Raw genomic sequence first — 18157 nt, 5'->3', positions numbered from 1 at the left:
ATGATTAAGCAATACCTGCAAGTAACAAAACCAGGAATTATTTTCGGCAATTTAATTTCTGTGATCGGTGGATTCCTGCTGGCTTCGAAAGGCAGCATTGATTACACCCTGTTTCTCGCCTCGCTGGTTGGCGTATCGCTGGTTGTCGCATCAGGTTGTGTTTTCAACAACGTGATTGACCGCGATATCGACATCAAAATGGAGAGAACGCGGAACCGTGTTCTGGTCAAAGGCCTGATCTCGGCGAAAGTAAGCCTGGTTTATGCAACCGCATTGGGTATTGCTGGCTTTGCGTTGCTGTATTTCGGCGCTAACCCGCTGGCCATGTGGCTGGCGGTGATGGGCTTCGTGGTTTATGTAGGCGTTTACAGCCTCTATATGAAGCGTAACTCTGTCTACGGCACGCTGATTGGTAGTCTCTCTGGCGCTGCGCCGCCGGTGATTGGCTACTGCGCAGTCACCAACCAGTTTGATGCTGGCGCGTTGATTTTACTGGCTATCTTTAGCCTGTGGCAGATGCCGCACTCCTATGCGATTGCCATCTTCCGCTTTAAAGATTACCAGGCTGCCAATATTCCGGTTCTGCCGGTGGTGAAAGGCATTTCAGTGGCAAAAAATCATATTACGCTGTATATCCTGGCGTTCATGATTGCCACGCTGATGCTGACCCTTGGCGGTTACGCGGGCTACAAATATCTGGTGGTGGCTGCGGCCGTTAGCGTGTGGTGGCTCGGCATGGCACTTTCAGGTTACAAAACCTCAAACGACAAAGTTTGGGCGCGTAAACTGTTTGTGTTCTCGATTGTCGCTATCACCGCCCTGAGCGTGATGATGTCGGTTGATTTCATGACGCCAGCGTCGAAAGATTTGCTGACTTACGTCTGGTAATTCAGCTCCGCAAAACCAGAAAGGGCGCGAATTTCGCGCCCTTTCTTTTTGTTACCACTGCTTAAGAACAAATGTTTTACCCGCCCTGCCCTGCTGCCTAGAATGGGCGCAGTATAATTTTGAGGTAAACATGAACGACAATAAAATGACGCCAGTAGAGCTTCGCGCTACATGGGGTTTAGGTACCGTTTTTTCCCTGCGCATGCTGGGAATGTTTATGGTCTTGCCGGTACTCACCACGTACGGCATGGCGTTACAGGGCGCCAGTGAAACACTGATTGGTCTCGCAATCGGTATCTATGGTTTGGCACAAGCCATCTTCCAGATTCCATTTGGTCTCCTCTCCGATCGCGTCGGCCGTAAGCCACTGATCGTCGGCGGACTGCTGCTGTTCGTTTTCGGCAGTGTTATTGCTGCCACCTCCGATACCATTTGGGGTGTGATTTTAGGTCGCGCATTACAAGGTTCCGGCGCGATTGCCGCAGCGGTAATGGCGTTGCTGTCGGACTTAACCCGTGAACAGAACCGCACCAAAGCGATGGCGTTTATCGGCATCAGCTTTGGCGTCACCTTTGCCATTGCAATGGTAGTTGGCCCGATTGTCACCCACGCGCTCGGCTTGCACGCGCTGTTCTGGATGATTGCTATCCTCGCGACGCTTGGCATCGTCATCACCTTATTAGTGGTACCGAATGCGCCAAATCACGTGTTGAATCGCGAATCCGGCATGGTGAAAGGCAGCATCCGTGCGGTGCTGACCAATCCAAAACTGTTAAAACTGAATATCGGCATTCTCTGCCTACACATTCTGTTGATGTCGAGCTTCGTGGCGCTGCCGGGACAGTTTGAACAAGCCGGTTTACCGGCGGCAGAACACTGGAAAGTTTATCTGGTGACCATGCTGGTGGCGTTTGTCGCCGTGGTGCCTTTCATTATCTATGCCGAAGTGAAACGCCGCATGAAGCGCGTGTTTGTCGGCTGCGTGGCGATCATCATCATCGCGGAAATCGTATTGTGGGGCGCGGCAGGCCACTTCTGGACGCTGGTGATTGGCGTGCAGCTGTTCTTCCTCGCCTTCAACCTAATGGAAGCGATTCTGCCGTCGCTGATCAGTAAAGAGTCGCCGCCGGGCTACAAAGGCACCGCGATGGGCATCTACTCGACCAGCCAGTTCATTGGCGTGGCGATTGGCGGCAGCATGGGCGGATGGATCTATGGTCATGTTGATGCACAAACCGTGTTCCTGGTCGGCGCGATTGTCGCAGCAGCGTGGCTGTTTGTGGCGATGTCGATGCAGGAACCACCGTATGTAAGCAGCCTGCGCATTATGCTCAGCGATGCGGTGCTGGCGGTGCCGAACCTTGAGAAGCGATTGAAAGCGCAGCCCGGCGTGGCGTCGGTGTTTATCGTGCCGGAAGAGAAAAGTGCCTACATCAAAATCGACAGTAAAGTGACGAGCCGCGTCGAACTTGAAGCGCTGCTCGCCAGCTGTTAAATGACAAGCCCGACCTTCGCGTCGGGCTTTTTGTTACAGCGACATATCCACCACGATGCGCCCTTCAATCTTGCCAGCGTGCATACGCGCGAAGATATCGTTGATGTTCGTCAGCGGTTCAACCGCCACGGTCGCTTTCACCTTGTGACGACCGGCGAAATCCAGCGCTTCCTGCAGATCTTTGCGCGTACCCACGATGGAACCGCGCACCGTAATGCCATCCAGCACCATATTGAAGATCGACAGATCGAATTTGCCCGGCGGCAAACCGTTCAGCACCATGGTGCCGCCACGACGCAGCGTACCAATCGCCTGTTCGAATGCTTTCGGTGAAACTGCCGTCACCAGCACGCCATGCGCGCCGCCGAAACTCTTCTGGAACAATTTGGCCGGATCGACATTTTTCGCATTCGCTACCACGCTGGCACCGAGACGTTTAGCAAACTCAAGCTTCTCATCATCGATATCTACCGCCGCCACATTCAGACCCATCGCCACCGCGTACTGCACCGCCATATGCCCTAAACCGCCGATACCGGAAATCACCACCCAATCGCCGGGTTTGGTGTCGGTCATTTTCAGCCCTTTATACACGGTGACGCCCGCACAGAGGATCGGCGCGATTTCGTTGTAATCGACGTTATCCGGGATGATACCGACATAGTTGGCATCGGCGAGGCAATATTCCGCGAAGCTGCCATTCACTGAGTAACCGGCATTTTGCTGCGATAGACACAGCGTTTCCCAGCTATCCAGACAATGCTCACAATGGCCGCACGCCGAATAGAGCCACGGCACACCAACGCGATCGCCCATTTTCAGGTGCTTAACGCCCTCGCCCAGCGCCACAACCTGGCCCACACCTTCGTGACCCGGAATAAACGGTGGATTAGGTTTAATCGGCCAGTCGCCTTCAGCCGCGTGGAGATCGGTATGGCACACGCCGGTAGCCGCGATTTTCACCAAAATCTGCCCCGGCCCGACCTGCGGCACCGGCACCTGCTCAATCACTAACGGTTCACCAAAAGACTTCACAACAGCGGCTTTCATGGTGGTTTTGATTTGCATATTCATCTTTCACTCTCCATTTGATCGGATGCGGACTTAGAACAGGCCCAAAGGCGCGGTGCCATAGCTGACCAGCAGATTTTTGGTTTGTTGATAGGCGCTGAGCGCCATCTTGTGCGTCTCACGGCCAACACCCGATTGCTTATAGCCGCCGAATGCCGCGTGAGCGGGATAGATGTGATAGCAGTTGGTCCAGACGCGACCGGCTTTAATGCCGCGTCCCATGCGATAGGCCAGGTTGGTATCGCGCGTCCACACGCCCGCACCAAGGCCGAACTGGGTTTCATTGGCGATGGCGAGGGCTTCTGCTTCATCCTTAAAAGTAGTGACACCAATCACCGGTCCAAAAATTTCCTCCTGGAAACAGCGCATCTGGTTAGTTCCTTTGATTAAGGTCGGCTGAATGTAGAATCCGTCATTCAGTTCAGCGGCCACGCTGGCGCGATCGCCACCGGTGAGAATCTGACCGCCTTCGTCGCGTGCGATGTTGATATACGACAGGATTTTATCGAATTGCTGGCGTGAAGCCTGCGCACCAATCATGGTGTCGGTATCGAGCGGATCGCCACGACGAATATTGGCCACCTTCGCCATCACGCGATCCATAAAGGGTTGATAGATCGATTCGTGAATCAAAGCGCGTGACGGGCAAGTACAGACTTCGCCCTGATTAAAGAAGCCGAGCACTAACCCTTCCACCGCTTTCTCAATAAACTCATCCTCGCCCTCCATTACATCGGCGAAGTAGATATTCGGCGACTTGCCGCCCAGTTCAACGGTACAAGGAATGATGTTTTCAGCAGCGCAGGCCATAATGTGACGACCAACTGGCGTTGAACCGGTAAAGGCGATTTTGGCGATGCGTTTACTGGTCGCCAGCGCTTCACCCGCTTCACGACCAAAGCCCTGCACCACATTCAACACGCCAGCCGGGAACAGATCGCCAATCACCTCCATCAGCAGCGTAATCCCCAGCGGCGTCTGTTCTGCCGGTTTCAGCACCACACAGTTCCCCGCCGCCAGCGCCGGCGCCAGTTTCCACGCCGCCATTAACAGCGGGAAGTTCCACGGAATTATCTGCCCAACCACGCCGAGCGGCTCATGGAAGTGATACGCAACAGTGGTTTCATCGATCTCCGCAGTGCTGCCCTCTTGCGCCCGCAGGCAACCGGCGAAATAACGGAAGTGATCCACCGCCAGCGGCAGATCGGCATTCAGGGTTTCGCGGATCGGTTTCCCGTTATCCCAGCTCTCCGCCACCGCCAGTTTTTCGAGATTGGCCTCAATACGATCCGCCACCTGCAGCAGGATGTTGGCGCGATGCTGCACGCTGGTTTTTCCCCAGGCATCGGCCGCCTGATGCGCTGCATCCAGCGCTAAATCGATATCGCGCGCATCCGAACGCGGGAACTGCGCAATATCGCTGCCATTGACTGGCGAGGTGTTGGTGAAGTATTGGCCGCTGAGCGGCTCGACGAATTTGCCCGCAATATAGTTGCCGTAAGTCGCCTGAAATGAAACCAAAGCGCCGGGCGTGCCGGGATATGCATAACGCATCGCAAACTCCTTTATGTAGGGTCAGATAATCTGAAAGGTCAGTCGCCATTCAGAGAACGTGCTGTCAAAGGAGCTATTGCAGCGGGCGTGCCAGCTTTTTTCATCAGTCGTTTATTTGAAAAAATACACATTCAATCATTAAGTTATAAATACACGTGCGGCTTGGTTTGCAGATGTTGTGCAGAAAAGTTCACCATCTGTGTTGCGTATCGCAACAGTACAGAAACCGACCCGCTACAATGCTGCAACACTTTCGCTTGGGCATGAGGTCATCAATGCAGGGAAATCCATCCGCGTCTGCCGTTAACGCCAATCCGCTGTTAAGCGACTCCTGGTTTCGTAGCCAGCTGTATGGTCTCGATCGCACCGCCGATGATTTTCCTCGTGTTCGCCAGGGTGAACTGGCCGATGTGCTCGCCAGCAATGCCGGGCTGCAGCAGTTCGCGCAGCCGGTTATTAAACAGCTGGCGCAGAAACTGGCCGAGAAGCAATCGGTGGTGATTCTGTCGGATGCCACCGGTTTGGTGCTTAATACCTTTGGCGATATGCCTTCGATGGAAAAAGCCCAACGTTATGCGCTGGCTCCGGGCAATTTGTGGAGTGAATGCGGGCGTGGCACCAATGCGATTGGCACCGCGCTGGCGATTGATGACGGCTGCGAGATTGAAGGTCATCAGCACTTCCTGACGCTCAATCAAGGCTTGTACTGCGCGGCGATGCCGCTGCAAATGCCGAACGGCCAAATTGCTGGCGTGCTGGATATTTCCGGCCCGGCGCACTTCCCGCATCCGCAAACCTTTAATTGGGTGAAAGCGGCGGCGAAACAGATCGAATACCTGTGGGTAAAACAGAGCCTGCACCCGCAGCAATGGTTGATGAGCCTGCATTTGCAGCCGCAGGGCATCGATACCAGCGATGAACTGCTGCTGGTGTTCTCAGATAACGTCCTGACGGCCGCTAATCGTCTGGCGATGCGCGAACTGGCGCTGAGCGTCGAACAACTCGGCAGCGTGACCTTTCAACAACTGTTCCCGCAACAGCAGCAGCAAGCCAACACCATTCCCGTTCCGCTCGATTACGCCACGCAGCGCTACTATTTCCGCCTGCACGCGCCGCAGCGCAGCCATTTTGCCACGCCGAGCGAACCCGCCAGCGATCTGCCCTTCTTGCTGGGCCGCGATGGCGAGAAGATGGTGCGACTGCTCAATGCCGGCGTTTCACTGTGCATTCACGGCGAAACCGGCAGCGGCAAAGAGTATGTCAGCCGCGCACTGCATCAGCAGAGCCGCTGGCGCGAAGGTAAATTCGTTGCCATTAACTGCGCGGCTATCCCAGAAGCGCTGATTGAATCTGAGCTGTTTGGCTATCAACCCGGCGCGTTCACCGGTGCCAGCAAGAATGGCTATATCGGTAAAATCCGTGAAGCGGATGGCGGCGTGCTGTTTCTCGATGAAATTGGCGATATGCCGCTGGCGCTGCAAACCCGCTTGCTACGCGTATTGCAGGAGAAAGAGGTGGCGCCGCTCGGCTCCAGCCGCAGCTGGCCGGTAAATTTTGCAGTGATCAGCGCCACGCACCGCGATTTGGCACAACGCGTTGCCGAAGGCGAATTCCGCGAAGATTTGCTCTATCGCCTGCAGGAATTCTCGATGACCATTCCGCCACTGCGCGACTGGCCGGATGTAGAGGGTTTTATCAGCCGTTTATGGCTGGAGCTGGGCGGCGCGGATCGAGATATTCAGCTTTCACCTGCTTTATTAACAGCACTGGCACAGCTGCCATGGCCGGGTAATGTGCGGCAATTGCGCAGCTTGTTACGCGTGCTGCTGGCGCTGGCGGATGAGGGTGAGGAAGTGACTGAAGTGCATTTGCCGGCCGAGTATCGTCGCGCGGCGTTGCCGCCACAGCCTGATCGGCAGAGTCATGATGAACGATTGATCAGCGAAACGCTGCAGCGCTTTAATGGCAATATCAGTAAAACAGCGGAAGCCTTGGGCGTCGCGCGCAGCACGCTCTATCGTCGTGCGGCGCGCGACAAACGCGATTAGTCGCGGAAGTTTTTGAACTGGAAAGGCTGACCGAGGTTGCCACCGCGCACCAGCGCCATCGCACCTTGCAGATCGTCGCGTGACTTACCGGTTACGCGCAGTTCTTCACCCTGAATCTGCGTCTGCACCTTCAGCTTGCTGTCTTTAATCAGCTTCACCAGCTTTTTCGCGATATCGCTTTCGATACCTTTCTTCAGCTTGGCTTCCACCGACCAGCTTTTACCGCTGTGCACGATCTCTTCTGGCACTTCAATTGCCGCGCCTTCAATGCCACGCTTCAGCAGCTTTTCGCGCAGAATATCCACCAGCTGCTTAACCTGAAAATCAGATTCGCTGCTGAGTTTGATGGTCTCATTCTTTTCGTTGAGCTCAATGGTTGCACTCACGTTACGGAAATCGAAACGGGTTGAGATCTCGCGGCTCGCATTCTCCACGGCATTTCGCACTTCCGACAATTCGACTTCGGAAACGATATCGAAAGATGGCATCTTTTCTTCTCCTGATACTAAAGTGACATGCATAATACGCGTCTTGTGGCGCTAATAAAACACGATACATGGAAAGCTATACTTACTCGTAACGTGAAAACAGGAACCCGCCCACGGGAGGCAAAATGAAAATTACCGTGTTGGGGTGTGGCGCCTTAGGTCAAATTTGGCTCGCCGCTCTCGCCCGTCAGGGACATGAGGTGCAGGGTTGGTTACGTGTGCCGCAGCCGTATTGCTCCGCCAACGTGGTCGATCCACAAGGCCAGGTGAGCAATCACACCTTTATCGCCAACGATCCGCTGTTCCTCGCCGAAAGCCAGCTGTTACTGGTGACGCTCAAAGCGCCGCAGGTTTCCCCTGCAGTGAAAAACCTGCAAAGCGTGCTGCCGACGCACGCGCCGATTCTGCTGCTACATAACGGTATGGGTACGCTGGAAGAGTTGAAAGATCTGCGTCAGCCGCTGCTGCGCGGCATCACCACGCACGCCGCGATGCGCGACGGTACGGTGATCAAACATATCGCACACGGCATCACGCACATTGGCCCTGCTAATCGAGAGAGCGCCGCGCTGAGCGATATCGCCGATATTCTGCATCAGGCGCTGCCGGATGTGGCCTGGCATGACAACATCGCCGCCGCCAGCTGGCGCAAGCTGGCCATCAACTGCGTGATCAATCCGATGACCGTTGAGCACGATTGCCAAAACGGTGCGCTGCGTGCCTGGCCGGAACAAATAGCAATGCTGTGCGAAGAGATCGCCTGGGTGATGGAGCGCGAAGGCCAGCACATGGCGGTGGATAATCTGCGCGACATTATTTACGACGTGATTGATAGCACCGCTGCCAATACCTCATCGATGCTGCAGGATGTGCGGGCGCAGCGCCTGACCGAAATTGATTACATCACCGGTTACCTGTTGCGTCGCGCCCGCGCGCAGGGCATTTCACTGCCGGAAAATACCCGTTTGTACGATCTGATTAAACGTAAGGAGTCCCACTATGAGCGCGAACGCATCGGTTCTGGTTTGCCTGGCACATGGAAGTGAGGAGACCGAAGCGGTCACCACTATCGATTTGCTGGTACGCGGCGGATTAAGCGTCACCACCGCCAGCGTGGAGAGCGATGGCACGCGTGAGATCGTCTGCTCGCGCGGTGTGCGGCTGCTGGCGGATGCGCCTTTGGTTGAGGTCGCGGATAACGACTACGATGCGATTGTACTGCCCGGCGGTTTGAAAGGCGCGGAGACTTTCCGGGACAGCCCGCTGCTGGTGGAAACCGTGCGCCAGTTCCATCTCTCCAGCAAAATCGTGGCGGCGATTTGTGCCGCGCCGGGCACGGTTTTGGTTCCGCACGATCTGTTTCCCGTCGGCAATATGACCGGTTTTCCCGGCCTGCGTGACACCATTCCAGACAGCAAATGGATGGAGCGCCGCGTGGTGTGGGATCCGCGCGTTAATCTGCTGACCAGCCAGGGACCGGGCACCGCCATTGATTTTGCGTTGAAGCTGATAGATTTGCTGGTGGATAAAGAGACCGCGCGTGAAGTGGCTTCACAGCTGGTGCTGGCGGCGGGAATTTATAATTATCAGGAGTTTGAAGAGCGTTAATTGGCAGAGGTCGCCATAAATGGCGACCCTACTTATTACGGGCGATAAACTTTTACGTTTTTGAAGCCCTGCTCGTGCAGATAGAGCGCCTGCAGGCGACTCATCACACCGCGATCGCAATACAGCAGCCAGGTTTTGCTCTGGTCCAAATCGCCAAACTGGGTGCTGAGTTTGTAGAACGCCAGAGGTTTGACCTCAACGCCTTCCAGTTCCAGCGGTTTCGCGTCCTGCTCATCGGCCGAACGGATATCCAGCACTACGTCGTTGCTGGTGAAGGAGTCAACGGTTTCAACTTCCACCACTTCTTCTTCCGTCTGCTCGGCGATTTCACGGATATCGACGTTGCTGGCTTCCTGCACCACACGATTAAGGATCTCGAAATCGAAGTTTTGCTCTTCCGCTTCGATCTTCCCTTTCACCGCTTTAACGGTTGGGCTTTTCGAAATCACGCCGCAATATTCTGGCATGGTGCGAGCAAAATCTTCGGTGCCGATCTTACGCGCCACATCAATGATGTGCTCTTTATCATGGGAGATCAGCGGACGCAGAATCAGCGTATCGGAGGCGTTATCGATCAAACGCAGGTTAGTCAGCGTCTGGCTGGAAACCTGACCCAGCGCTTCGCCGGTCACCAGCGCCTGCACACCGTAACGTTCCGCCACCATCGACGCCGCACGCACCATCATGCGCTTCAGCACCACGCCCATTTGGCCGTCGTCCACTTTTTCCAGAATCTCACCGACTACCGGCTCGAAGTTGATCGCCACGAAACGTACGCGGTGCGAACGACCAAAACGCTGCCACAGGTAATGCGCAACCTGACGCACGCCAATCTCGTGTGCCGCACCGCCAAGATTGAAGAAGCAGTAATGCACGCGGCAGCCGCGACGCATCAGCATGTAGCTCGACACGCCAGAGTCGAAACCACCGGAAATCAGTGACAGAACATCTTCCTGGGTACCAATCGGAAAACCGCCTAAGCCTTCATAGCGCGCGGTGATCAGCAACAGGCGATCGTCTTCAATCTCCAGATTCACCGTTTCGTCCGGGCGATTGAGCTGCACGCGCGCGCTGGCGATGTGCTGATTAAGGCCGCCGCCAACGTAGCGTTCCACGTCCTGCGAGCTGAAGCTGTGCTTGCCGCGACGCTTCACGCGCACGCAGAAGCTTTTGCCTTCCAGACGCTCGCGGTTCAACACCAGCGTCTGCTCGAAGATATCGTGCATATCGGTGTAGGCGCGGTCTTCCACCGCCAGCACATGGTGAATACCCGGAATGCGCGTTAATTCGGTAACGATGGTTTCACGCAGCGACTCATTTTTGGAACGCAATTCGATGTGGTCCCAGTGACGCACCACTTTGATGTCTTCATCGACAGTGCGCAAAATATTACGAATGCTGCTGGTGAGAATTTTGATAAAGCGCAGACGCACCGACTGACTTTTGATGGTGATTTCTGGGAACAGCTTGATGATAAACTTCATGGCGACAGGGGTTCGTTTGGGCAAATAAGTGCTAAAAGCATCGGCACTTAGCTGTTAAAATCATATAATTGCGGGTTGATTCAGGAGCCCCCGCATCCGAGGCGCAAAAGTATATCACCTTTGCTGGGTGACTGCTTCTGCAACCGCAGTCACATTCATTATTTTGCTAATTAATCCCTGTCGGCTACCATGACCGATTGCAAGATAATGTCCTAACCTGTGAGTCGACACTGATTATGCCGAAAAAAGCCGAAGCGCCTGCCAGTTTTGAAAGCGCATTGCAGCAGCTGGAACAGATTGTCAGCCGTCTGGAAAGTGGCGAGCTGCCGCTGGAGCAGGCGCTGAACGAATTCGAACGCGGCGTACAATTGGCACGTACCGGTCAGCAAACCCTGCAGCAGGCAGAGCAGCGCGTGCAAATCCTGCTCAGCGACGAGAAAGATGCCGCCCTCGCCCCTTTTACCCCGGAAAATGAGTAATGGATTTCGCTAAACTGCTGAGCGCGTACCATCAACGCGTCAATCAGGCCTTGACGCGCTTAATAGATCCACTTCCTTTTCAGAGTTCTCCTCTGGTTAATGCCATGGAGTATGGGGCATTATTAGGCGGTAAACGTCTGCGTCCCTTTCTGGTGTACGCAACAGGCGAAATGCTAAAGGCCGATGCGGCCAGCCTGGATGTGCCGGCTGCTGCCGTGGAATGCATCCATGCTTATTCCCTGATTCATGACGATCTGCCGGCGATGGATGACGATGCGTTACGCCGCGGGCAGCCAACCTGCCATATAAAATATGGTGAAGACACGGCGATTCTCGCCGGCGATGCTCTGCAAACTCTGGCCTTTTCGATTCTGGCCGATCAGCCAATGCCTGGCGTCAACGCCGAAGCGCGTATTGCGATGATTTCCGAACTGGCGCAGGCCAGCGGTGTGGCAGGTATGTGCGGCGGTCAGGCGTTGGATTTGGCGGCGGAAGGCAAAAGTATCGATCTGGCGCAGCTGGAACAGATTCACCGTCATAAAACCGGCGCGTTAATTCGTGCAGCGGTACGTCTTGGCGCATTAGCCGCCGGCGAGCGTGGCCGCGCCGCGTTGCCGGTGCTGGATACCTACGCCAACGCCATCGGACTGGCGTTTCAGGTGCAGGATGACATCCTCGATGTGGTCGGCGATACCGCCGTGTTAGGGAAAACACAGGGCTCAGATCAGGCATTAGGTAAAAGCACCTATCCTGCACTGATGGGGCTGGAAAATGCCCGTAGTAAAGCCTGGGATCTTTATCAAGAGGCGCTCGGCGCGCTCGATATTCTGGCGGCACAGTCTTACAACACAATCGCCTTACAAGCGCTGGCAAGCTTCATAATTGAACGCGATAAATAACTTTCATAATGAGTCTCTGATGAGTTTTGATATTGCAAAATACCCGACACTGGCGTTAGCCAACACGGTTCAGGAATTACGTTTATTACCGAAAGAAAAACTTCCGGAGCTGTGTGACGAACTGCGTCAGTATCTGCTGGATAGCGTGAGCCGTTCTTCCGGCCACTTTGCATCGGGTCTGGGCGTCGTCGAGCTAACAGTGGCGCTGCATTATGTTTATAACACCCCGTTTGATCATCTGGTGTGGGACGTCGGCCATCAGGCTTATCCGCACAAAATTCTGACCGGACGCCGCGATCGCATCGGCACCATCCGTCAGAAAAATGGCCTGCATCCGTTCCCGTGGCGCGGTGAGAGTGAGTACGACGTGTTAAGCGTGGGCCACTCTTCCACCTCAATCAGCGCCGGTCTCGGCATGGCCGTTGCCGCCGAGCGTGAAGGCAAAGGCCGCCGCACCGCCTGTATCATTGGCGATGGCGCGATCACGGCGGGCATGGCGTTTGAAGCCATGAACCACGCCGGTGACATCAAGCCGGATATGCTGGTGATCCTCAACGACAACGAGATGTCGATCTCCGAAAACGTCGGCGCACTCAACAATCGTCTGGCACAGATTCTGTCCGGAAAAACCTATTCACGCCTGCGCGAAGGCGGCAAGCGTGTATTGGGCGGTTTACCGCCGATTAAAGAGCTGGTGAAGCGCACTGAAGAGCACCTGAAAGGCATGGTGGTGCCGGGCACGCTGTTTGAAGAGCTGGGCTTTAACTATATCGGCCCGGTGGATGGCCACGACGTGCTGACGCTGGTGAGCACGCTGAAGAACATGCGCGATCTGAAAGGTCCGCAGTTCCTGCACATCATGACCAAAAAGGGCAAAGGTTATGCCCCGGCGGAAGAAGATCCGATCACCTGGCATGCGGTACCGAAGTTCGATCCCGCCAGCTTAGCGCTGCCGAAAAGCGTGCCGGGCTTGCCAAGCTACTCGAAAATCTTCGGCAACTGGCTGAGCGAAATGGCCGCTGACGATGCGCGCCTGATGGCGGTAACGCCAGCGATGCGCGAAGGTTCCGGCATGGTGAGCTACTCGCGCGATTATCCGCAGCAATATTTTGATGTGGCGATTGCCGAGCAGCACGCCGTGACGTTTGCGGCGGGCATGGCGATTGGTGGTTACAAACCGGTTGTGGCGATCTACTCAACCTTCCTGCAGCGCGCCTACGATCAGCTGATCCACGACGTAGCTATCCAGAAATTGCCGGTGCTGTTTGCCATCGATCGTGGCGGCATTGTCGGCGCGGATGGCCAAACCCATCAGGGCGCCTTCGATATCGCGTTCTTACGCTGCGTGCCAGAGATGGTGATCATGACGCCAAGCGATGAAAACGAATGTCGTCTGATGCTGTACACCGGTTATCACTATCAGGCTGGCCCAAGTGCGGTGCGTTACCCGCGCGGCACCGGAACCGGCGCAACGCTGGAACCGCTGGCGAGCTTGCCGCTGGGTAAAGGCATCGTGAAGCGTCGCGGCGAAAAGCTGGCGATCCTTAACTTTGGTACCTTACTGCCAGAAGCCGCTGCCGCGGCGGAAGCGCTGAATGCCACGCTAGTGGATATGCGTTTTGTGAAGCCACTCGACGAAGCATTGATTGCCGAGCTGGCGGCCAGCCACGATTCGCTGGTAACGCTGGAAGAAGGCGCCATTAAAGGCGGCGCCGGTAGCGGCGTCAACGAGTACGTGATGGCAAAACGCCTGCGCGTGCCGGTGCTGAATCTCGGCCTGCCGGATGAGTTCATCCCACAAGGTACGCAGGAAGAAGTGCGTCAGGATTACCAGCTGGATGCCGCCGGTATTCAGCAGCAAATCGCTGACTGGCTCGCCCAGTAATCTGCCCGACTCGCTCACCGCCCGGTGAGCGAGCCTGCTGCTATGCTTAGGGAACGATTTTCCCTCAAGCATAAGAGCAGGAGCCCAAATACATGAAAACCATTCCCTTAGGCCAGACCGACTTACAGGTTTCGCGTCTCTGTTTAGGCTGCATGACCTACGGCGATCCCACGCGCGGAAACCACGCGTGGACGCTGCCCGAAGAGAGCAGCCGACCGCTGATCAAGCAGGCGCTGGAAGCCGGCATCAACTTCTTCGATACTGCCAACAGCTATTCCGACGGCAGCAGCGAAGAGATCGTGGGCCGCGCGCTGAAAGATTTTGCCCGCCGCGATCAGGTTGTGGTTGCCACCAAGGTTTATTTCCCGCTGAGCAATCTGTCACAAGGTTTATCGCGCAAGAATATCCTGCAATCGATTGATGACAGCCTGACGCGTCTTGGCATGGAGTACGTCGATCTGCTGCAAATCCATCGCTGGGATTACGACACGCCGATTGAAGAGACGCTGGAAGCGCTGCATGAAGTGGTGAAATCCGGCAAGGCACGTTACATCGGCGCATCATCAATGCACGCATCGCAATTTGCTCAGGCGCTGGATCTGCAGAAGCAAAACAACTGGGCGCGCTTTGTCAGCATGCAGGATCAATACAATCTGATTCAGCGTGAAGAGGAGAATGACATGCATCCGTTGTGTCAGCGCGAAGGGATCGCGGTGCTGCCGTGGAGCCCGCTGGCCCGCGGTAAACTCACGCGCCCATGGGGCGAAACCACCGCACGTTCGGTATCGGATAATGTGATGGAGAAACTGTATACCGGCACCGAAGAGAACGATGCGGCGATTGCCGAGCGTCTGGCTAACGTTGCCGCCGATAAAGGTGTGACGCGCGCGCAGGTGGCGCTGGCATGGCTGTTACATAAACCGGCGGTCACCGCGCCGATTATTGGTGCCTCACGCGAGCAGCAGTTCGCCGAGCTGGTGAAAGCGGTGGATGTGGAGTTGAGTGAGAATGAAATTGCCGAACTGGAGACGGTGTATCAATCGCATCCGGTGGTGGGATTTGAGTGATTGAGGAACCAGATCGCCATAAATGGCGATGTTTTGTAGGGTGGCCATTCATGGCCACCTCATTCACTTCACACCGAAATGATCAAACCCTTTCACATCCACGCTGCGCGGCTTGCCGTTTTCCAGCAAACTCAGCCCTTCCGATTCCGGTGCAATCTGACCAATGCAGGTATAAGGCACACCAAAATGCCCCAACGCCACATCGAGTGCGCCACGGTTCACTTCCGGCACGGTAAAGCACAGCTCGTAATCTTCGCCGCCGCTCAACGCCCATTTCAGCACCAGCTCAGGCTCGAAGTGATCGCGCAGGGCTGCTGATAGCGGTAACGCGTCGAGATTGATGCGAGCGCCAACGCGGCTGGCGGTCAGCACATGGCCGAGATCGGAAATCAGGCCATCAGAGATATCGATCGCCGAGGTCGCCAGTCCACGCAGCGCCTGGCCTTGCAGCACGCGCGGCATCGGACGCAGATGGCGTTTGATCAAGGCTTCATGCACCGCCGGATCGTTCAGGCGATGACGATGCTGCAGCAGCGACAAACCGGCTGCGCTATCACCCAAGGTTCCGGTGACAAAAATCCAGTCGCCGGGCTTCGCACCCGAACGTTTCAGCGCCCTTCCCACCGGCACTAAACCGTGAATGCCGAGCGTCATGCTCAGCGGTCCGCGCGTGGTATCGCCGCCAATCAGCTGCATATCGTAGTAATCCAGCAGCTCAAACAGGCTATCGCTAAAGGCCGCTACCCACTCTTCATCGATTTCAGGCAGCGTTAATGCCAGCGTCAGCCAGGCCGGATCGGCGCCCATGGCGGCTAAATCGCTGAGATTAACGGCGACGGCTTTGTAGCCGAGATCGGCGGGATGGATATCACGTAAGAAGTGGACGCCCGCAACCAGCGTGTCGGTGCTGATGGCAAGTGTCTGTTTTTCTGGCACGTTGAGTAACGCGCAGTCATCACCAATTCCTTTCTCCACATCGCGGCGGGAGCTGGTGACGCGGTTAAAGTAACGTGCGATCAGTTCGAATTCACCACAAGACATAAGTCAGGTCTCAATGAGAAAAAGGCCGGAAAACCGGCCTTTAAGACTATTTTTTATTCGGTCGAATTTGCGGGGCAGCTTTGTCGAGGACACCGTTGACGAATTTGTGGCTGTCTTCAGCACCAAACACTTTTGCCAACTCGATGCCTTCGTTGATGGCCACTTTATACGGCACATCAGAACGCTTGCTCAGCTCATACAGCGAAATACGCAGGATGGCTTTTTCTACCTGGCCCAGCTCTTCCAGCTGACGCGACAGGTAAGGCTTCATCAGACCGTCCAGGTACGCGCTGTTAGTCGCCACACCGGCCAGCAATTCGCGGAAATAGCTAATATCGACGTCTTTGACGTCTTGTTCCGCCAGAAACTGGTATTCCACATCGGCAATGTCGTTCTTGGACAGCTGCCAGGAGTAAAGCGCCTGGACAGCGCACTCACGGGCGCGACGACGAGCAGCAGGTTTCACAAAATTCCCCTTACAAAAATCAGGCTTTGATGGCTTTCAATACGTTGATCATTTCGAGTGCAGTCAGGGCCGCTTCGGCACCTTTATTACCTGCTTTCGTGCCGGCGCGTTCAATCGCCTGCTCGATATTTTCAGTGGTCAACACGCCGAAGGTCACCGGGATTTCGCTGGTCATCGCGACGTGCGCAATGCCCGAGCTGGCTTCACCGGCCACATATTCGAAATGTGCGGTGCCGCCACGGATCACGGTGCCCAACGCAACAATGGCGTCGTGCTTACCGGTTTTCGCCAGCGCGCGTGCTGCCAGCGGCAGTTCGTATGCACCCGGAACCCAGACAACGGTGATGTTATCTGCTTTCACCTGGCCGATGCGCTTAAGTGCGTCAATCGCGCCGTCCAGCAGGCTGTCATTAATGAAGTTGTTAAAACGCGCAATTACGATGGCAATGTTTGCATCAGGCGTGGCAACAGGAGCTTCGATAACTTTCATACATATCCTTTGGGTTGTTTTATGGCCCCGCAGAAGGGGGCGGATTCTATCATACTCTTTGGCGACGCGCTCAGGCTTTTCCGCGCGCTTTCAACGCGGTGTCAGCGTCAGGCGCAGGTCCTCGCCAACCCGGCGTACATCGCTAAAATTCAGGGCCGGCGCATCGGCCAGCTGTTCCAGTCCCGGCAGCGTACACAGGCCGCGAGCGGCATTGCCTAACAGCTTCGGCGCCATGTAAACGATCAGCTCATCTACCAGCCCCGCTTGCAGCAACGCGCCCGCTAAACCGGCACCGGCTTCTACCCACACGCTATTGATCTGCCGCTTACCGAGCAACATCATCATCGCTACCAGATCAAGCTGTTCGCCACGCTGCGGCACGGCGATCTGGGTCACGCTGGCCGGCCACGTAAGCTCATCGGGTTCGCTGCGCATCAGCCAGGTTTCGCCCGGCTGGTCAATCAAGCGGTGTTGCGGCGTGACGCGCTGTTGACTATCAATCACCACGCGCACCGGCTGCCGCAGCTGGCTTTCATCGAGCTGCGCACGCACCTCTTCACTCAATTCACTCCAGCGCACCGTTAACGATGGGTTATCCGCTAACACGGTGGCGCTGGTGCTAAGAATAGCTGAACTCTGAGCTCGTAAACGTTGCACATCGCGCCTTGCGGCTGCGGAGGTGATCCACTGACTTTCGCCACTCGCCATGGCGGTGCGCCCATCAAGGGATGCGCCGAGTTTTAGCTGGATCCACGGGAATCCGGTGCGCATGCGTTTCAGAAAACCCCGGTTCAGCGCTTCCGCTTCGTTCATCATTAGGCCATGACTGACGTCAATGCCCGCCTGCTGTAAACGATAGAGTCCACGTCCCGCCACCTGCGGATTGGGATCTTGCATCGCGGCGACTACGCGCGTCACGCCAGCGGCAATCAGCGCATCGCAGCACGGCGGCGTACGTCCATGATGACTGCAAGGTTCCAGCGTGACATACGCGGTTGCGCCAGCGGCACGTTCGCCCGCCATACGCAGCGCGTGCACTTCGGCATGCGGTTCGCCGGCGCGCTGATGCCAGCCTTCGCCGACAATCTCGCCTTCGCGCACAATCACGCAGCCGACGTTGGGATTAGGTGTGGTGGTAAAGCGTCCGCGGCGCGCCAGTTCCAGCGCTCGCGCCATAAAGCGTTCGTCAGTCAT

General features: G+C 55.9%; 17 protein-coding genes. 9 read left to right on the top strand and 8 right to left on the bottom strand.

All coding sequences use genetic code 11. From position 1 onward, the window contains the following. Positions 1–888 carry a heme o synthase gene (gene cyoE / locus NR302_RS05000; protein ID WP_008103945.1) on the top strand — a complete coding sequence of 296 codons (888 nt, stop codon included), beginning with the start codon at positions 1–3 and terminating at the stop codon, positions 886–888. 130 nt (positions 889–1018) lie between these two features. Beyond that, complete coding sequence (locus tag NR302_RS04995; protein WP_008103947.1) at positions 1019–2383, top strand: MFS transporter; 1365 nt, start codon at positions 1019–1021, stop codon at positions 2381–2383. 33 nt (positions 2384–2416) lie between these two features. Here the strand turns inward: NR302_RS04995 and adhP are convergent, their stop codons facing one another. Together adhP and NR302_RS04985 are read right to left on the bottom strand one after the other, a co-directional pair. Beyond that, positions 2417–3457 carry an alcohol dehydrogenase AdhP gene (gene adhP, locus NR302_RS04990; RefSeq protein ID WP_258144706.1) on the bottom strand — a complete coding sequence of 347 codons (1041 nt, stop codon included), beginning with the start codon at positions 3455–3457 and terminating at the stop codon, positions 2417–2419. A gap of 30 nt (positions 3458–3487) precedes the next feature. Continuing rightward, positions 3488–5008, bottom strand: a complete 1521-nt coding sequence (locus NR302_RS04985) for an aldehyde dehydrogenase family protein (RefSeq protein ID WP_258144705.1) — start codon at positions 5006–5008, stop codon at positions 3488–3490. A 275-nt stretch (positions 5009–5283) separates the two neighbouring features. Here NR302_RS04985 and NR302_RS04980 point away from each other — a divergent pair, with 275 nt between their 5' ends. After that, positions 5284–7056, top strand: coding sequence for a sigma-54-dependent Fis family transcriptional regulator (locus tag NR302_RS04980; RefSeq protein ID WP_258144704.1), 1773 nt, complete (start codon positions 5284–5286; stop codon positions 7054–7056). Here the strand turns inward: NR302_RS04980 and NR302_RS04975 are convergent. After that, on the bottom strand, positions 7053–7544 hold the full coding sequence (locus NR302_RS04975) for a YajQ family cyclic di-GMP-binding protein (protein ID WP_008103954.1): 492 nt from the start codon (positions 7542–7544) through the stop codon (positions 7053–7055). The genes NR302_RS04980 and NR302_RS04975 overlap by 4 nt on opposite strands. Before the next feature lie 125 nt (positions 7545–7669). Here NR302_RS04975 and panE point away from each other — a divergent pair, with 125 nt between their 5' ends. Both panE and yajL read left to right on the top strand, forming a co-directional pair. After that, positions 7670–8590, top strand: coding sequence for a 2-dehydropantoate 2-reductase (gene panE, locus NR302_RS04970; RefSeq protein ID WP_008103956.1), 921 nt, complete (start codon positions 7670–7672; stop codon positions 8588–8590). Then, positions 8544–9152 carry a protein deglycase YajL gene (gene yajL / locus NR302_RS04965; protein WP_154191751.1) on the top strand — a complete coding sequence of 203 codons (609 nt, stop codon included), beginning with the start codon at positions 8544–8546 and terminating at the stop codon, positions 9150–9152. The genes panE and yajL overlap by 47 nt, the downstream gene beginning before the upstream one ends. Before the next feature lie 35 nt (positions 9153–9187). Here the strand turns inward: yajL and thiI are convergent, their stop codons facing one another. Next, a complete protein-coding gene (thiI, locus tag NR302_RS04960) occupies positions 9188–10636 on the bottom strand; it encodes a tRNA uracil 4-sulfurtransferase ThiI (protein ID WP_258144703.1) in 1449 nt (482 codons plus the stop codon). A 236-nt stretch (positions 10637–10872) separates the two neighbouring features. Here thiI and xseB point away from each other — a divergent pair, with 236 nt between their 5' ends. The 4 genes from xseB to NR302_RS04940 all read left to right on the top strand — a co-directional run bounded on the left by xseB (position 10873) and on the right by NR302_RS04940 (position 14966). Beyond that, on the top strand, positions 10873–11115 hold the full coding sequence (xseB, locus tag NR302_RS04955) for an exodeoxyribonuclease VII small subunit (protein WP_176971261.1): 243 nt from the start codon (positions 10873–10875) through the stop codon (positions 11113–11115). Next, the gene (gene ispA / locus NR302_RS04950) at positions 11115–12014 is read left to right on the top strand and encodes a (2E,6E)-farnesyl diphosphate synthase (protein WP_008103965.1); all 900 of its coding nucleotides are present in this window, start codon (positions 11115–11117) and stop codon (positions 12012–12014) included. Before xseB ends, ispA begins: the two co-directional genes overlap by 1 nt. 19 nt (positions 12015–12033) lie before the next feature. After that, positions 12034–13899: a 1-deoxy-D-xylulose-5-phosphate synthase gene (dxs, locus tag NR302_RS04945; protein ID WP_176971259.1), complete on the top strand. Its 1866-nt coding sequence runs from the start codon at positions 12034–12036 to the stop codon at positions 13897–13899. 92 nt (positions 13900–13991) lie between these two features. Continuing rightward, the gene (locus NR302_RS04940; RefSeq protein WP_258144702.1) at positions 13992–14966 is read left to right on the top strand and encodes an aldo/keto reductase; all 975 of its coding nucleotides are present in this window, start codon (positions 13992–13994) and stop codon (positions 14964–14966) included. Positions 14967–15029: 63 nt separating this feature from the next. Here the strand turns inward: NR302_RS04940 and thiL are convergent, their stop codons facing one another. The 4 genes from thiL to ribD form a co-directional block, all read right to left on the bottom strand. Next, positions 15030–16007 (bottom strand): thiamine-phosphate kinase, encoded by a 978-nt coding sequence (gene thiL, locus NR302_RS04935; protein WP_061717466.1) that lies wholly within the window; start codon positions 16005–16007, stop codon positions 15030–15032. 46 nt (positions 16008–16053) lie between these two features. Then, positions 16054–16473: a transcription antitermination factor NusB gene (gene nusB / locus NR302_RS04930; protein WP_007887007.1), complete on the bottom strand. Its 420-nt coding sequence runs from the start codon at positions 16471–16473 to the stop codon at positions 16054–16056. Positions 16474–16492: 19 nt separating this feature from the next. Then, complete coding sequence (ribE, locus tag NR302_RS04925; RefSeq protein ID WP_008103973.1) at positions 16493–16963, bottom strand: 6,7-dimethyl-8-ribityllumazine synthase; 471 nt, start codon at positions 16961–16963, stop codon at positions 16493–16495. A gap of 90 nt (positions 16964–17053) precedes the next feature. Further along, on the bottom strand, positions 17054–18157 hold the full coding sequence (gene ribD / locus NR302_RS04920) for a bifunctional diaminohydroxyphosphoribosylaminopyrimidine deaminase/5-amino-6-(5-phosphoribosylamino)uracil reductase RibD (RefSeq protein ID WP_258144701.1): 1104 nt from the start codon (positions 18155–18157) through the stop codon (positions 17054–17056).

The sequence above is a fragment of the Pantoea sp. SOD02 genome, assembly GCF_024707505.1.
GTDB classification, from domain to species: domain Bacteria; phylum Pseudomonadota; class Gammaproteobacteria; order Enterobacterales; family Enterobacteriaceae; genus Pantoea; species Pantoea symbiotica.
The sequence above is the reverse complement of the archived record's forward strand: the minus strand, read 5'-3'. Positions and strand labels throughout refer to the sequence as shown.

Bases quoted from the DNA above. Each gene is read 5' to 3' on its own strand.
- cyoE (WP_008103945.1), top strand. From the start codon at position 1: ATGATTAAGCAATACCTGCAAGTAACAAAACCAGGAATTATTTTCGGC.
- NR302_RS04995 (WP_008103947.1), top strand. From the start codon at position 1,019: ATGAACGACAATAAAATGACGCCAGTAGAGCTTCGCGCTACATGGGGT.
- adhP (WP_258144706.1), bottom strand. From the start codon at position 3,457: ATGAATATGCAAATCAAAACCACCATGAAAGCCGCTGTTGTGAAGTCT.
- NR302_RS04985 (WP_258144705.1), bottom strand. From the start codon at position 5,008: ATGCGTTATGCATATCCCGGCACGCCCGGCGCTTTGGTTTCATTTCAG.
- NR302_RS04980 (WP_258144704.1), top strand. From the start codon at position 5,284: ATGCAGGGAAATCCATCCGCGTCTGCCGTTAACGCCAATCCGCTGTTA.
- NR302_RS04975 (WP_008103954.1), bottom strand. From the start codon at position 7,544: ATGCCATCTTTCGATATCGTTTCCGAAGTCGAATTGTCGGAAGTGCGA.
- panE (WP_008103956.1), top strand. From the start codon at position 7,670: ATGAAAATTACCGTGTTGGGGTGTGGCGCCTTAGGTCAAATTTGGCTC.
- yajL (WP_154191751.1), top strand. From the start codon at position 8,544: ATGAGCGCGAACGCATCGGTTCTGGTTTGCCTGGCACATGGAAGTGAG.
- thiI (WP_258144703.1), bottom strand. From the start codon at position 10,636: ATGAAGTTTATCATCAAGCTGTTCCCAGAAATCACCATCAAAAGTCAG.
- xseB (WP_176971261.1), top strand. From the start codon at position 10,873: ATGCCGAAAAAAGCCGAAGCGCCTGCCAGTTTTGAAAGCGCATTGCAG.
- ispA (WP_008103965.1), top strand. From the start codon at position 11,115: ATGGATTTCGCTAAACTGCTGAGCGCGTACCATCAACGCGTCAATCAG.
- dxs (WP_176971259.1), top strand. From the start codon at position 12,034: ATGAGTTTTGATATTGCAAAATACCCGACACTGGCGTTAGCCAACACG.
- NR302_RS04940 (WP_258144702.1), top strand. From the start codon at position 13,992: ATGAAAACCATTCCCTTAGGCCAGACCGACTTACAGGTTTCGCGTCTC.
- thiL (WP_061717466.1), bottom strand. From the start codon at position 16,007: ATGTCTTGTGGTGAATTCGAACTGATCGCACGTTACTTTAACCGCGTC.
- ribE (WP_008103973.1), bottom strand. From the start codon at position 16,963: ATGAAAGTTATCGAAGCTCCTGTTGCCACGCCTGATGCAAACATTGCC.
- ribD (WP_258144701.1), bottom strand. From the start codon at position 18,157: ATGACTGACGAACGCTTTATGGCGCGAGCGCTGGAACTGGCGCGCCGC.